We start from the raw sequence: 16383 nt of genomic DNA, 5'->3' as shown, positions 1-16383 counted from the left end.
AATTCCGTTATGAAATCGATTATACTTGCATTCATTTTATCAATTATTATTCATATTCTCTTAATTTTTCTTCCATTGGATTTTTTCAAAAAAGATGAAAAGAAGATAGAGCCTCCTAAAAAGGTGGAGAAACAATCAACAGTTAAGTATGTAAAGTTGCAACCAAAGATTGTGCCACAGCCTAAAAAAGAGGAAAAAGTTGTAAAACAAGAGGAGATACAAAGACCACAACAGTTTAAAAAAGTTGAGCCTAAAAAAATTGTACCCCAAAAGAAAACAACAAAAAGTGAACCTTCAAAAACTATTCCTAAAGAGCCAATAAGTAAACCTATAATAAAAGCTATTCCAAACAAAGAGGTTGTTATAAAACCTCAAGAGAAAAGAAAAACTATAGAGAATAGAAGTTTGGAAAACTTTTTATTAAGTGAGCCTGTTCCTGTAAATAAAAAGATGCTTGACAAGATAACACAAAGCTATATTGACCTTTATGGAAAAGAGTATGAAAACTTTACTAATGTACAAAAAGTATTTATTCAAAACCATATTAGAACTATTGTAGAGATTACAAGAAGTTACTTTAGTTTCCCAGATTTAGCTATAAAAATGAATCTAAATGATTATAATGAAATAGAGTTTGTCTTATATCCAAATGGTGATATTAGCGGACTTAAAATAATCAAAAATGGTGAATACAGTGTTTATGATAAAGCAATAATAGAAACAGTTCAATATGCCTATAAAGATTATCCTAGACCAAAAGAGCCAACACAAATAAGAATGTTTATTAACTACATTACCCATCACTAGATATTTTTACACTTTTTTAACTATAAAAAAAGTAAAATAATAAGACTTTATAAATTTTATTAGGATATTTAATGTTAACAGACAAAATCAGAGAGAAGCAAAAAGGGATTCTTCTTTATGGTATTACTCCGCCAAAAATAAATCATAGTGATGAAGAGATAAAAGAGATTGCCAAAAAACATATTGAAAGAATTTCCAACCTTGATGTGGATGGTTTAGTTTTATATGATATCCAAGATGAATCAGATAGAACAGATGAAAAGAGACCTTTTCCTTTTATAAAAACTTTAGACCCATGCAGATATTCACATGACTATTTACAAGAGTTAAAAATTCCAAGAATTGTTTATAGAGCTGTTGGGAATTACACTAGCCAAACTTTTACAAAGTGGTTAGAGTTTACAAAACAAAACCAAGTACACTCAGTATTTGTAGGTGCGGCATCCCATGAACAAAAAAATCCTTTAAGTTTAAAAGAGGCATATCAACTTAAAAGAGAGGTAAATGACAACCTCTGTCTTGGCGGAATTACAATCCCAGAGCGACATACAAAAAAAGGTGATGAGCACTTACGAATTTTCTCTAAAATAGATGAATCTTGCGAATATTTTATTACCCAATGTATCTATGATTTAGAAGCAGCAAAAATATTTTTAACTGATTATGCAAAATATGCAAAAGAGAACAATTATGAGATGGTACCAATAATTTTAACTCTGACTCCTTGTGGAAGTACAAAAACTTTGGAGTTTATGAAATGGCTTGGAATAAATATTCCAAACTATCTAGAAGAGGAGTTAAAAGAGTCAGGAAATATTCTTCAAGACTCAGTTAAACTGTCAAAAGATATTTTTAAAGAGTTATATCAATTCGGGACAAAAAAAGGTATACCAATTGGTTGTAATATAGAGAGTGTTGCAATTAGAAAAGCCGAAATTGAAGCCTCAGTTGAACTTCTAAATGAGATAAAAGAGATTATGAAAGAGAACTAATCTCTTCTACTCTTTTATAAAACTACTTTTAGTACATAATAACCTATAATTGTATGGTTTAAATCATAAATTGGAGTATTTATCAAATAAAAATACCCCACTTTTTGATAAGAAGTTTTTTTAAACTCCATATCTTTTAAAAATGAAATATCCTCATTTGTCTCATTTAAAAGAGTATAATTCTTAAGTTTTTGTTCCTCTTTAAACTTAATTTTTGAGACAATATATTCATACTCTTTATTCATCAAAATAAAAAGTTTTACTCCCTTTTTATTAAAATGTTTTATTACAGAATCAAAATTTGTAATAGCCTCTATTGAACCCAAATACTCTCCCTCTTCAATAACAGGAGTTATCCCTCTTATTAACATAGAGTATCTTCCTATTTCAATACAAGAGAGTGATTTTTGAGTATTTTTAACTTGATTTAATGAATACCTAAAAGAGGAAAGGGAATCATTATCTTGGTTATTACTCCAAAGCCTATAAAAACTTTTTAGATTTCTATCATGGATATGTATTTTCAAGTCATCAAATACAAGAGTATCAAGAAGCCCTTGTTTTGATTTTGTCAAATATTTAAAACAGTTACATCTTTTGTTTGTTTTTAAACACCTTTTTATTGCTTCATCTTTTGCTAAAAGGACAGATGCTGTTAAAACTAGATTTCTATTTTTATTAACTAATCCTGTTAACTCATCTAAATAAAGATCAATGATTTTCTCATTTTTCTCTTGATTTTCATACTCCAAGTAGTTGTTAAATACCCAAACTAAACCCCCGCAACTTATTAATACAATAAAAGTTAATAATATAAATTGTCTATTTTGCATCTTCAATTCTATCCAAAAATTTTATTTTGTAAATCTCAAATCTATAAGAGAAAGTTGAACCAAAATTCTCTTTTGATTCCACACTTATTTTTATGCCATCTTTATTACATATTGTTTTTACAATATTAAGCCCTAAACCAAAGCCACCTTGAATTGTATCTTCCCTTGAAAATCTATCGAAAATGGCATCTGTATCTTTTATTCCATAACCATAATCTTTTATTGACAAAAGTGCATAATTTTTATTCTCATCCAAAGCTAAATTAATCTCAACATTACTTTCGGGTCTTGAGTATTTTATTGCATTCATTAATGTATTATCTATAACTCTTTGAAGTTCCAAACTATTCATATAAACATAGATTTTATTCTCTATTTCTGATCTGATTTTTATAAATTTAGAGTTTGCTATATCTTCAAAATACTCTATTCTTGACTCCAAATATGTTGATAGATTGATTTTCTCTTTAGAGTATTTTATTTTTCTATTTTTTATATAATATTCAATTGATTCATAATTTACTTGTATCTGTTTTATTGCAGTTTTCATTCTCTTTACATATTTATTTGGTTCACTATTTCTTGAGAGTAAATCCAAATTTATATTTAAAATTCCAAGTGGTGTTTTCAGTTCATGCATAGTGTCATTAAAGAGTACATTTGTATATTTTTGAAGTATCTCATAAGGTCTTGTTGCACTTCTTATAATACTCTTGTTTAAAATATAAATATTCATAAGAACAACTATAAATAGAAGTATCGCAAGAAGTATCGCTTTTGAATAGTTAAGTTCAACTTCACTTACAATAAATGAAACATCATAGATATTTTTATTAACATCTTTTCTATAGTACAAATATGGATACTCTTCATAGACTCTAAAGTTAAAATTATCTAAATCTTTAGATAGATTATTAAGTTGAATCTCTCCATCTTTATTAACAAATGCAAAATTCACTTTTACACTTCTTACAAGTCCTAACTGACCTGAATATAAACTCTTTTCAACTTCATTTGAGAAGTTTTTTAAAGCCATCTCTTTTATTATTAGTTCATTATTTACAGCAAGATTAAGTGCAAAATATACAGGAATACTAAAAAGTATCATAAGAAGCAGAGTATAAAAATATGCAAGTTTTTTTTCACTACTTTGTAACTTCAATTTTGTACCCTACTCCCCTTAATGAGATTATAAAATCCTTATGAGTTTTCAGACGAATTTTCCTAATATACATTCTTATATCTGCATGATGTATCTCTTTACCTTCCCACACATTTTCTCTAATATTCTCTATCTCACAAAAACAGTTTGCATTTTTTATAAGAAATAAAATCAGATCTTTCTCTTTTGAAGTTAAATCAATAACTTCATCTTTGTATTTTAATAATCCTGAAATAATATTAAAAGTGTAATCATTTTTTAGATTACAAATATTCTCTTTGTCAATTTCATAGTGTGAATCAAGTAAAGAGTTTATTCTTAATTCTAACTCTTTTAACTCAAAAGGTTTTTTTAGATAGTCTTTACATCCTAACTGATATCCAATAGTAATATTATCAATATCAGTTAGTGATGTTGTTATTATAATAGGCGTTTTATCGCCTATATCTTTTAAATATTTGATTACTTCATGCCCATTTAATTTTGGCACTTTTATATCTAAAATTGCCAAATAGTAATTATTATCTATGATTGAATCAAGAGCTGATTCTCCATCATAAAAGCTATCTACTTGAAAACCTAAATCCTCTAAATACTCTTTTATGCTCTCATTATAAACATAATCATCTTCTAATAATAATATCTTCATAATAATAGTATACAACTAGAAAGGTTAATCTCTCTAGTTATATTTTAAACTCCTGTAAATAGTTGCCCTGCATAAACAACATAGAATCTTAATAGGATTACACCCACTATTACAACAAGTGAATTTATTATTATAAATCTAACTTTATATGCATGATTTTTCAAAGCAGTAAATGCTATTAAAAGTGGAGTTAAAAGCCCAAAAGCAATAACACCAACCCAAAAAATCATTGCCCAGTTTCCTATTGTCAAGGCTTGCATAGCAGAGATTTTTGAAGCTCCGCCTGTGTAGATCATTCCAACAAAAAGGATAAGCAATAAAGGAATCTCAACTAAAATAACTCTTAAATCCAACATTAAAAGATATTTGATACTCTCTTTGTTGATACTACTTTTAAAGAACAAAAGTCCAACTAAAATATTTCCTGCAATTCCAGCAGAGATACCTGAAGCCAAAAATAAAATTGGTAAAACAGGTGAATTCCACATTGGAATACTCATATTTGCAGATAATAAGAAACCTGTATAAGCTCCCACAACAATTGCTAAGAAAAACAGAATATACTCAATATTTTTTGAGTATCTTGAGTAACTTTTTATATAACCTATAATTGGATATAAAAACGATAAAAAACTATTTTTAATTTTATCTTCAAAAATCAAACCTGCAAAGATAAATGCAAAAGGTGTGTAAACAAATAGTGCTAAAACCCCTAAGGTCATTACTGAACTAAAGTTATAGTTTATAAGCAACAAATAAAAAGATAGAGGTTTCCCTAAATCACCAATAAGAAGTAATAATCCTACAACAATAGTTAATGGAGATATAATTGCACCTGCTTTAACCATAGCATCCCAAATTGTTGGAACTTCATTATCATGTTTATTCCATTTAACAAGTAGTGCAATTATGATTGCTCCTGCACTAATTCCCGCTAAAAACAGATATACTGCAATTGGCCATGGCCAATTTATAATCTCATATTGAGACATACTTCCCCATATATTATTCATAACTTACTCCTTTTTTGTTAGGAACAAAGGCTAATTTTGGCTTAGTACCTAAATGTGCTTTAGGATATACAAGAGTTGACTCTTTTGCTTTTTTATAAACTTCTGATGTAGTATCATTAATATCCCCAAAAACCAAAGCATCAGTAGGACATACTGTAACACATGCTGGATCTTGACCTTTTGAAACCCTATTTGAATAACAAAAAGTACATTTATCTGCATTTTTTGTTACTGGATTTATAAATCTTGCTTCATAAGGACAAGCAACAATACAATATTTACATGAAACGCAAAGTTTTGGATCAACTTGAACAAGCCCATCTTCTGTTTTAAATGATGCTCCTGTTGGACATACAGTTACGCAAGGTGTATCTTCACACATTACACAAGAGTGTCTTTTCATATCCATTCTCAAATCTGGAAAAACACCTTCTGTTTTTACTCTAACTTGTAATCTAAATAGATCATCAGGAACTTTGTTTTCACTTCTACAAGCAACACTACACGCTTGACAACCTATACAAAGATTTTCGTCATGTATCATTCTATATTTCTTTTTCATAACAGCTCCCTATGCTTTTGTGATTTTTACACCAATATTTGTAATCATTGTAGAACATACTGGTCCTTTATCTAAAGAGAGTAGCTTAGATTGACTTGTTCCTTTACCATTGGCTCTTTTTAATTCCTCAGACTCTCTACCAAATCCCATATAAACAAATAGAGTATCAGGTCTAATAGCCTCTGTTACAAACACTGTAGCTTTCTCTTTACCAATATTATTTTCCAAATAGATTAAATCACCATTTTTTATATTCTCTTTTTTTGCTGTAAGTGGATTTACCCATACAGGATTATCACTCATTAACATATTTAAAAATGGTATATTTTGAGTATGCCCATTTGTATGAAGAGCAGTTTTACCTGATGTTATAATATATGGATAACCTTTTGCCACATCTGTATCATGTTTTGCTGGAACGCCATAACCTGGGAAATTTTCTTCAACCTCTTCTGAGAAGATTTCAATTTTTCCACTTGGTGTTTTAAATTTAAGCATATTTGCAAATAGTCCATCACTATCAAGATTTGATGCAGCACTTGGATATTTTTTTACAAAATTATCCACATATGATTTTTCTCTATATAATAATGAAGGTACTCCAAAACTAACATAACCATCTTTTGCTAGTTTTTCTAAAAGTTCACTATTCCCTTTTGCTTGTTGTACTCTAAAATTTGTAACTGTTTGCCATTTATAGTTAGAATCCAAATCCAATCTTTTTGCAAGAGCTCTTAATATTTCAGAGATTGTTTGTGTTTTATTAATTGGGTCAACAACTTTATTTCTCATCATATAAGCTGGTGCCATAGATGAAACATCTGCAATACCTTCATCTCTCTCTAAATAAGTTGCTTCTGGAAGTACAACATCTGCCATCATCGCTGTTTCTGACATATAAACATCATTTACAACAATCAAATCTAGTTTTTCCATTGCTTTTTTCATTTTTTGAGAGTTGGCAACTGTAATTAAAGGGTTTGTTCTTGTCATTATCCAAGCTTTTACGGGATATGGTTTTTGAGATAAAATTGCATCTGGAATATCCATTAAAACGCCCATTTTTCTAGAAACAAAAACATTCGCACCTTTTTGCGTTGCATGGTCAATTCTCTCCTCTTGAATATATTTTATATGCCCGTCAGGATTTGTAATAACAGGAGCAATATCCATATTTGCAATTTTATTTACCGATTTTGCTTTTTTACCAAAAAAGAGTCCTCCAGCTTTTTCAAGATTACCCATTAGAACATTTGCAACTAAAATTGCTCTTGTTTTTTGATACTCACTTGCTCCTGTTGTTGTTTTATGTCCCCAATCTATAATACAATTTGGTGCAGCTTTATATATCTCATTTGCTACTCTTTCAGCAACTTCGGCTTTAATACCTGTGATTTGCTCTTGCCATTTTGGAGTTGTATCTTTTGTACTCTCTATTAGTTTTTCAATTCCAATAGTATATTTTTCAACAAACTCTTTATCATATTTTCCATCTCTTAACCAAACATGAATTAATGATAAAACAAAAGCCAAGTCAGTTCCTGGTTTAACTGGATACCACTCATCAGCTTTTGAAGCAACAACTGAAAATCTTGGATCAAGCACAACAAGTTTTGTTTTTTCACTATTTGCAGCATGAGCAAGTTTTTTTGTTTTGCTAACAGCAATCCCTTCAAAAAGATTGTGTCCAAAGTTTAAAATATATTTTGCATTAGAGAAATCTCTTTTTAATTTTCCTCCATATGTATGTTCAAAAGCTATATCATAAGTTATTGGACAAGTACTAACATGGGAAAATATATTTGGACTACCAAAAATATTTGCAAATGTAGCTATATGATTAAAGTTTTCTCCAGTTTTTGAAGAGAACAGAGTTGCTTTTGCTCCATACTCATCAGTGATTTTTTTAAGCTTTTCAGCAATAAAATCATAAGCTTTTTCGTAAGAAACAACCATCCATTTATCTTCTCCTCTCTTTCCTACTCTAATCATTGGTTTAACCAATCTTTGATTATCATAAAGTTGTGAATGACCAGATGCACCCCTTGCACAAACAGAAGTGCTCATTCCTTTAGAATGTTTGTTTCCTTCTATAAATGAAACTTTGCCATCAACGACTTTACATTCAATTTGACATCTACTACTGCACATTTCACAATATGTATTAACACTCTTTGTAACTCCACCATTTATAATATTATTATCAAGTGAACCTAGTTTGGCTGCCATACATGATGAACCTGCGATTATAGCAGTGCAAGAAGTAGTTTTTAGAAAATCTCTCCTACTATAAGTACTACTCATTTTTGATCCTTCTTTTAAAATATTAAAGGAATCTTAATATTTAAATGTAAATTCAATGTAAATTTGAACAACTATTCATTCATAAAATAATTGTTTACTCAAAATTTACGGTGATTGAATATAATTACAAATAAGATTTAAAAAGGATATAAGATGAAAAATAGCATAAAAAACACCTTTTTATACAATATAGCAGATAGTTTGGTAACTAAAACATTTGAATCATCAGTAAATATTATAAGAACATCTAAAGATGATTCAAAATTTAATCATATAAATAGCAAACTATCTTATCTTTTATATATACATGTTCCATTTTGCGATAATCTTTGCCCATTTTGTACCTTTCATAAGTATCAACACAATATAAAAGAGTCAAATAACTATTTTAAAAATTTACGAGAAGAGATAAAAATACTTAAATCTCATAATGTAAAAATCAACTCAGTATATATAGGAGGAGGAAGTCCTCTTATAAATGCAGATGAATTAATAAAAACAATTAAATTAGTAAAAGAACTCTTTTGTGTTGAAGATATATCTTGTGAAACTGACCCAAATCATATAGAGTTAAATACAATAGAAAAACTAAAAGGTCTGGTAAAAAGATTATCTATTGGAATACAAAGTTTTGATGATACACTTTTAAAAAGTATGGGAAGATATGATAAATTTGGAAACTCAGAGAATATAATAAATAGAATAAAAAAAATAGTTGGAGTAGTTCCTCAAACAAGTATTGATTTAATCTTTAATCTGCCAAATCAAAGTGAAGAGAGTTTAAGAAACGATATTAATATATCAAAATCTTTGGGAGTTGATCAAATAGTAACCTATCCTTTGATGAATAGCAAACTAAACAGCAAATTTTTGGAACAGTTTATACCAAATACAAATAGAGAAAATTTTTACAATATAATCTGTGAAATGTTAAAAGATTATAATCAAAATAATATGTGGTCATTTTCAAAAGATGAGTATAATTTGGATGATGAATATATCTCAAAACATAATGAATATATTGGTTTGGGAAGTGGTGCTTTTTCATATTTACAAGGGAATCTTTTTGTAAATGCATTTAATCTAAAAGAGTATGAAGAACTACTAAAATCTAAAAAAGATACAATAATTGCAAAATCCACTTTTAGCCAAAAAGAACAAGCATTGTACTATCTTTTATCAACTCTGTTTTCAGGAAGTCTAAGCCTTGAAAATTATAAAAAAATGTTTGGAAAAGAGTTGGAAGTACAACTAAATAAAGAGCTTGCCTTAATGAAATATTTTAATTTAATCCATATGGAAGATGAGACAATTTTTCTTACAAAAAAAGGCTCTTATGTATTTATAATTATGATGTCTAGTTTTTATTCTCAAATGGATAGAGTAAGAGCGATGTTTAGGCAAAAAAGGGTTTTATAATTTTTTGGAAAAATTATTGTAAATAAAACTTCACTTGCACTCTTTACAAAGAGTTGCAAACATAAAACCTACGGTTTTATAATCTCTCTTGTGCACACGTGCGTATGTCACGCTTACAACCTTTTTATTGAAAAAGGTTGCGCCAAAAGCAACCAAACAGTTGTTAAAGCTCTTACAGAGTCCCTTCAATTTTTATTTTTTAAAGCTAGTCTGCAAAACTTATATAATACATTTAAGGGAATATGATAATATATTTCCTTAGAGTTTGAAAGATAATATATCGGTGCGGAACTAAAGCAATTATAAAAAATAATTAGCTTGATGGCGAGTTTGATAGTTATACTTTAAATTTGAGTGGCAACAAGAACAGCATTGCTAGTTCGTATTTTATAAGTCTAAATTTGGTGTAACAATTATCAGGTAGGAGAAATCCTACCCTAACGAACTCTTTATCCTAAAATAAAGGTTCTAGAAATGTATTCTATCGGATTAGATATTAGTAAGTCAACAATCAATGTGTATGTTCCATATAATGATTTAGATTTGATTATTGAGAATAATCTAAAATCAATAAAAAGTTTATATTCTAAATTAAAAAAATATTATAAAAAAGAACTGGATAAATTAGTGTTTGTTTATGAACCAACTTCTAATTACTCTTTTTTATTAAAATCTTTTTGTGCAAATCAAAATATAAAAAGTTTTATTGTCAATCCTAAAAAAAGTGCAAGCTTTGCGAAAGTAATCGGACATAGAAATAAAACAGATATAAAAGATGCTAGATTACTTTCTAAGATGATTGTAACAGCTAAAAATGAAGATATTAAAGTACCTATAATTAATTCGGTTGAAGAAGAGTTAAAAGAATTAATAGCCTGTTATAAACTTATTATTAAACAACAAGTAATAGCCAAAAATCATATTGCAGCTTTAAAAGCAAAAAGAGAAAAGAGCTATTCAATTAAAGAGTTAGAATCACAGTATCAATTTTTAAAAAAGCAAGAATTAAAACTTATTAAACAAATTAAATCTATGATAAAAAAAGATGAGAAACTCCAAGAAGCATTTAAAAATATTCAAACAATTGATGGTATAGGAGAAATATCTGCAATAGTATTATTATCACATTTCACACAATATCCAAATGCCAATCAAAAACAAATAGTATCCCTAGCAGGATTAGATCCAATAGAAAAGAGTTCAGGAAGTTCAGTTAAAGGTAAGACTAAAATATCAAAAGCAGGTTCAAAAATATGTAGAGGTACTTTGTTTATGCCAGCAATGACATCTGTACGACATAATGAAAGATTAAAAAGTTTTTATGATAGGTTAAAAGAGAATGGGAAACACACAACAGTTATACAAGTTGCAATTATGCGAAAATTATTAATTATTGCTCATTCAATTTATAAAAATAATGAAGTCTATGAGCCAAATAGGATTTAATTCTTTTAATGATTATATTTATGTTTTTTTAAGGTGGCAACTCGCTAAAATGTGATATTAAATCACATTTCTTAACGCTCAAACAGTTTCGACTTTTTTCGCTTTAAATCATAAAAATATCGGCTTTACCAAAGTCTGGACTATCCTAGCCGCAAAATTTTAGTCAGTAAATTTACTGAGACACAAATCTAAATAAAATGGTATTAAAAAATCAAATGTCCTTATCCCATTCCCTACATTTTTGAAGCCGAGTGTTTATTTATCTCTTTTGAAAACAAGTGAGTAAACTGTTTGAAGCGTTAAAAAGAGTGCTTTAATGCACTCTTTAGCAAGTTTTTACTCACTCAAAAGAGATAAATAATAAAAGAGGGAAGCTACGCCTTCAAAACCTTGTAGGGTGATTTTTTTGTTACTTTCTTTTTCACAAAAGAAAGTTGTTTAAAGTTTAAGTAAACTCAATTATTTTGAAAATTATTTTTACAATAATATATTTATCATTTTGTTAAACTATCAAGTTTTTCATCTAATAGTCATACAAAATGATAAAATATTAATGATATACCTTGATAATCTAACATAAATAATTACATATTTCTTGATGTCATTTTATATTTCATTGAATTTAGACCATTTATCATCTAATTGAGTTAATATCTTTACATTTTTAATGTTAAGATATTAGATATTTTTATATATTATTTATATATAATGTATTACTAATAATTAGTTAGTCTGAAATGTGCCCCATATTAAAACACAGTGAATAGGAAATCTATGACTCCAGATAGTTTATGGAAAGATAACATTCTTTACCAACCAGAAAGCCTCATAGAGGTTTATAAAAACAAATTAATTGCATTATCTATGTATGAGCATGCAAAGAATCATACAAACAATTCTGTAGGAGCCACTGGTGGTAGAAATGATGATGAAACAAAAAAACATTTTGCAGAAAGATTTTTAACTTCATCAGCTCGAACACAATTTGTTGTAATTGATCCAAGAGAAGACTTCAAAACAGTTTCTAATAATTTAAAATCCACATTTAGTAGTGGGGAAATATCTATATTAGATATCCCTGCGGGTACGGGTGCGGGGATACTGTCACTGCTTACAAGTCTCGCAGAATTACGGTTCCATTCGAAACTGCCAAAGTTGCCATTGCATGTAAATATAGTAGGAGCTGACTTTTCAACATCGGCATTAATGATTTATAGCCAGTTGTTGCAAGAGATAGAAAATGTTCTTAAACAACATTTGATTTTTATTGAATACGAAACTTGCGAATGGGACGCGACAAACCCACAATCAACGAATTTATTAATAAGGCAGTTCTTAAAAGAAGAAGACAAATATGAAGAGCATTATGTCCTCATGTCGGCTTTTAGCGGTGTAGGTAGCAGTAATTATAAAAAATTTGATAAATCCTTTGACTATATACAAACTGCCTTGTCACATTTGCATACAACTATATTGTATATTGAACCCAACACGAATGAAGCAAGTACCTTTTTAGGGTTTATAGACAAACTCCATAATAAATTGACAACATGGTTATCCAAAGTAATTAATCTTTCAATTAATCCTGATGCTAGATTTCAGTGGCATGATCCAATTACAGGGAATACGCCAAAAAGTGCGATTATCCTCAAGCAATATTCAAGGGAATAACATGAATAATTACCATAATATTGCTATGAGGTCACTCAATCAAGTAAAAACTTTAAATCCAATTTTGTATTTAAGTATACGTTGCTTCTACGAAGATTTTTCAGAATCATCAGTGAGAAACAAGTTGTTTGATGAGTTAATAAAAAGAAAGCTTCAAGTTAGAAAGCATTGGGCAACAAAAAGAAATAAATTATATAAAGAAAAAAGTGAAAATGATTTCATTTACAGAGACATATTATCTCTATCTCCTTTTGGAATAATCTCAGAATCATATTTGATGAGATTGATGTCTCAAGAAAATTTTATAGAAAACAAAAAATTTATTTACAGTTACTTACTTCCTGAAAACACAAAATCTACTAGAAATTTTCAATATTATTTTAATGGTTATAAACGAAGAAATGAAGATGTATACAAGGCTTTACTAGAAAATCAAAATTCAATAGCACTTGTATTGGATTTATCAAAATTTTATCCATCAATTAATATTGAAGCTGTCAAAAATCAATTTATTGCAAAGCTTGAAGAGAACACTGAACCTCAAATTTTTAAGTTAGCAAGCAATATAACAAACTCAATTCTTGAACAATCTTCAAAAGGTGTACCTATAGGTACCGAATTAAGTCATCTAATGGCTCAGATTTATTTAGAAGACTTTGATACTAAACTATCTGAACAATTTCCAGAAAAATATTTTAGATATGTTGATGACATTATTATAATATGCAAGGCAATAGAAAAAGATGATGTCATTGAATATGTAAAAGCTTCATTACCAAATGAGCTAAATATCAATACCGAAAAAACTGATCAATTGACTTTGGATGAATGGAAATTGCTGCATTCAAACAATGATCTTGAAGAAGGTAATTTATTTGAAGTTCTGAATTTTATTACTGCATATGTATCGATGCATCCTTCAAAAATTGATAGTTTGGAACAAGACATTAAATCGTTGGGTTACAATATTCCATTGAGTAGAATCAAGAATCAAGCCAAAAGCAAAGGGTTTATGTCCTATATAAAGAGTTTAATCAAGAATGAAAAAAGATATAGCACTTTTGAAATTTACTTTACGAAAAATGAATACATTGTAAAACAACTCATCAACCTACAAAAATTTTATTTGATTGAATTCAATAAGCTTTTAAAGCTAGATTATGACAATTCAAGTAGCGCTGAGAATAGAGCAAATACACAAAAATTAAAATTTGTTACAAATAGGCTGTTGTATCTTTCTACATTGGAAGACTTGGAAAGAATAGGGAAAGCTCTTCCAGAAACAGAGAAATTCGAAGATACTAAAGAAGTAATAAATGCATTGGTTTTAAAAAACCTAACAAACTCAATTCAATATGGTGGTAAGGTTATTCAAACCATATGTGAACTATGGATAGAAAATGATTATGAAACCATTGAATTTAAAGATAATGATTTCACCAATATCAAAAATATTGATGATGTCATTGATTCGCTAATAGTTTTGTTTTTGTATAAAGTTGTAACTTTCAATGTTACAGAATTGCTAACCTTACTTAATGACTACAATGAAGAGTATATACAAGTAGTGCTGTGTGATGACTATGTAGTCAAAAATAGACAATATGACTTTTTAGTAGAATTACAAGGATTATTGCAAGGTCGAGACTTAAATACTAAATATGACTTGCTAACGACTAGATATGATAATGACGAAACTATTCAACTTGCTGGCTTGAATTTAGGCTTGTCATATTCTTAATAAATAGACTAACAAAGCCTTGCACCGAACAGCTAAACCTGTCGGTGAAGTAAACCGTTATGTATAAAATTGATACTTTAGTAATTTATGTATATGAATATTCAAGGAGTTAAGTTTGAAAATCAATAAAGACGGAATTAATGTTAATGATTATGATTTATACATAACTAGATTTTGTAGTTCTTGTAATAATCCATATAAAATCATTGATACAGATATTAATAGCAGTCATTTTTATCCTCCCTATGACTACATCAAAGGGTGTAGCGAATACTGCTTACATTGTTGGTTGCTTCCAGATGATGAGCCATCTAAGATAGCCGTAGAAAACGAGCAGGATATTGAATTAATATTTCCAGAAAATCATCAATATTGGTACGACACTAATGATTATGAAAAGATAGACTTAGGAGACTTACAAACTGCATATAAAAAATATATAGAAGATGGTTTTCAAATTGCTATACTACCAATCTCGAGATTGGCAACAAATAGAAGTATTTTTCTTCCTGAAGGAATAATGATTTATCCTGAAGGTAGATTGGATTTGTCAAAGTATAAACTCATAAATACAGAGATCTCTAAATTAAGAGAAAAACATCCATCAGAACTTTCAATTTCAGAATTATCATCTTTACAATCTCAGCTTACTGGTATATCAATAGAAACTTTAAATCAATATGCACTTATTGTCATACCAATAAAATTATCATTGGATACTATTTTTAATTACAGCCATGAAAAACATTTAGAGCTAATATCTAACTTATCCGAAACAATAACTCAAAAATATCTAAATTTTTTTATATATAAATACTGTAAAATTTCACATATTTCTAATGATAAACTTCCTTCTTCTCCTAGTCAAACTCTTGTTAACAATATGTCGGCTGTACTTTTTGTTAATCTTAATAGCAATGAATCAAAATTAATTTCTGGTGCTGTTTTTAACGCTCAAGCAACAAAAGGATTAGGACTTGCTTTATCGCAACCAGAATGGGATATATTCCCAAAAAATGGAGAAGTTGGAAAGTTAGTTAATCATGCTATGATTTTATATTCACAAATCATTAAAACAGAATCTTCAACTTCTAAATTTGTTCAAATTTTAAGCTTGTTAGAATTTCTAGCCTATCCTACAGAGTATAAAAAATTTCAAGATGTTAAAAAAGTTATTTCAAGATACATAATACAAGATACAAATTCTTCTGAATACCAAGACTTACTAAAAAGATTCGAAGAACTAACTGGTAAAATAGATTCTCTAACTGGCGAACAAGTAGGATTAAGAACAAGAATAGTTCATATTGGCGATCGTTTAGAAAACTTATTACCTACTACAAATGTGAGAAAACAGCTGTTCGAAGAATTAAATGGATATGTTAGATGCATAATAGACCATATGATTCATTATTCAGATTTATCTTTTGAAGATTATCTTGATAAAAGAAAAGAGTTAATAAATACATAACAAATCAGAGGAGCCAATAAATTACCCTGCGGGAAATTTATTGGCTCATTTCAAACATTATATTAAAGGAATCAACATATGGAAATGACATTTAAAATTAAATATGACTCTGGATTGGTTGAATTTGATGGCTTAGATATGTACTATGGAACACATTCATTAAGTGCGTTGTCTGAATTTCTGATGATTTCAACTCATGCATTTATTCACAATGAAATCATTGTTAAAGCTCCAGCTTCAAAAGGATTTCGTCTAGTATTAAAGAGGGTTCTCTTGAACAGGTTATACAATTAATCATTGCCGATCCTGACAT

14 protein-coding genes are annotated in these 16383 nt (G+C 28.6%); 8 read left to right on the top strand and 6 right to left on the bottom strand.

Features of this window, described 5'->3' with window-relative positions; genetic code table 11:
- Positions 1-9: 9 nt before the first annotated feature.
- The gene (locus AEBR_RS05960) at positions 10-807 is read left to right on the top strand and encodes an energy transducer TonB (RefSeq protein ID WP_129087691.1); all 798 of its coding nucleotides are present in this window, start codon (positions 10-12) and stop codon (positions 805-807) included.
- 71 nt (positions 808-878) lie between these two features.
- Entirely contained in the window at positions 879-1799 is a 921-nt protein-coding gene (locus AEBR_RS05955) for a methylenetetrahydrofolate reductase (protein WP_129087692.1), read from the top strand.
- A gap of 14 nt (positions 1800-1813) precedes the next feature.
- Here the strand turns inward: AEBR_RS05955 and AEBR_RS05950 are convergent, their stop codons facing one another.
- The 6 genes from AEBR_RS05950 to phsA are packed head-to-tail and all read right to left on the bottom strand — an operon-like array spanning position 1814 to position 8322.
- Complete coding sequence (locus tag AEBR_RS05950) at positions 1814-2632, bottom strand: cache domain-containing protein (protein ID WP_129087693.1); 819 nt, start codon at positions 2630-2632, stop codon at positions 1814-1816.
- Positions 2622-3794, bottom strand: coding sequence for a sensor histidine kinase (locus AEBR_RS05945; protein ID WP_129087694.1), 1173 nt, complete (start codon positions 3792-3794; stop codon positions 2622-2624). Before AEBR_RS05945 ends, AEBR_RS05950 begins: the two co-directional genes overlap by 11 nt.
- Positions 3778-4443 (bottom strand): response regulator transcription factor, encoded by a 666-nt coding sequence (locus tag AEBR_RS05940; RefSeq protein ID WP_128980945.1) that lies wholly within the window; start codon positions 4441-4443, stop codon positions 3778-3780. Before AEBR_RS05940 ends, AEBR_RS05945 begins: the two co-directional genes overlap by 17 nt.
- A 44-nt stretch (positions 4444-4487) precedes the next feature.
- Entirely contained in the window at positions 4488-5456 is a 969-nt protein-coding gene (gene nrfD, locus AEBR_RS05935) for an NrfD/PsrC family molybdoenzyme membrane anchor subunit (RefSeq protein WP_129087695.1), read from the bottom strand.
- Positions 5449-6018 (bottom strand): 4Fe-4S dicluster domain-containing protein, encoded by a 570-nt coding sequence (locus tag AEBR_RS05930; protein ID WP_129087696.1) that lies wholly within the window; start codon positions 6016-6018, stop codon positions 5449-5451. Before AEBR_RS05930 ends, nrfD begins: the two co-directional genes overlap by 8 nt.
- A gap of 9 nt (positions 6019-6027) precedes the next feature.
- A complete protein-coding gene (phsA, locus tag AEBR_RS05925; protein ID WP_129087697.1) occupies positions 6028-8322 on the bottom strand; it encodes a thiosulfate reductase PhsA in 2295 nt (764 codons plus the stop codon).
- A 153-nt stretch (positions 8323-8475) separates the two neighbouring features.
- Here phsA and AEBR_RS05920 point away from each other — a divergent pair, with 153 nt between their 5' ends.
- From AEBR_RS05920 to AEBR_RS05895, 6 genes are all read left to right on the top strand, one after another.
- Positions 8476-9741 carry a coproporphyrinogen III oxidase family protein gene (locus AEBR_RS05920; RefSeq protein ID WP_129087698.1) on the top strand — a complete coding sequence of 422 codons (1266 nt, stop codon included), beginning with the start codon at positions 8476-8478 and terminating at the stop codon, positions 9739-9741.
- Positions 9742-10215: 474 nt separating this feature from the next.
- Positions 10216-11187: an IS110 family RNA-guided transposase gene (locus tag AEBR_RS05915; RefSeq protein WP_129088458.1), complete on the top strand. Its 972-nt coding sequence runs from the start codon at positions 10216-10218 to the stop codon at positions 11185-11187.
- 774 nt (positions 11188-11961) lie between these two features.
- The gene (locus AEBR_RS05910; RefSeq protein ID WP_129087342.1) at positions 11962-12858 is read left to right on the top strand and encodes a hypothetical protein; all 897 of its coding nucleotides are present in this window, start codon (positions 11962-11964) and stop codon (positions 12856-12858) included.
- A 1-nt stretch (position 12859) separates the two neighbouring features.
- Positions 12860-14599: an RNA-directed DNA polymerase gene (locus AEBR_RS05905; RefSeq protein WP_164969487.1), complete on the top strand. Its 1740-nt coding sequence runs from the start codon at positions 12860-12862 to the stop codon at positions 14597-14599.
- Positions 14600-14714: 115 nt separating this feature from the next.
- Positions 14715-16070, top strand: a complete 1356-nt coding sequence (locus AEBR_RS05900; RefSeq protein WP_129087340.1) for a hypothetical protein — start codon at positions 14715-14717, stop codon at positions 16068-16070.
- A 78-nt stretch (positions 16071-16148) separates the two neighbouring features.
- Positions 16149-16364 (top strand): hypothetical protein, encoded by a 216-nt coding sequence (locus tag AEBR_RS05895; RefSeq protein ID WP_129087339.1) that lies wholly within the window; start codon positions 16149-16151, stop codon positions 16362-16364.
- Positions 16365-16383: the final 19 nt, after the last annotated feature.

The sequence above is a fragment of the Halarcobacter ebronensis genome (assembly GCF_013201825.1).
GTDB classification, from domain to species: domain Bacteria; phylum Campylobacterota; class Campylobacteria; order Campylobacterales; family Arcobacteraceae; genus Halarcobacter; species Halarcobacter ebronensis.
Note: the sequence above shows the minus strand (reverse complement) of the source record. Positions and strands in the feature narration are given on the sequence as shown.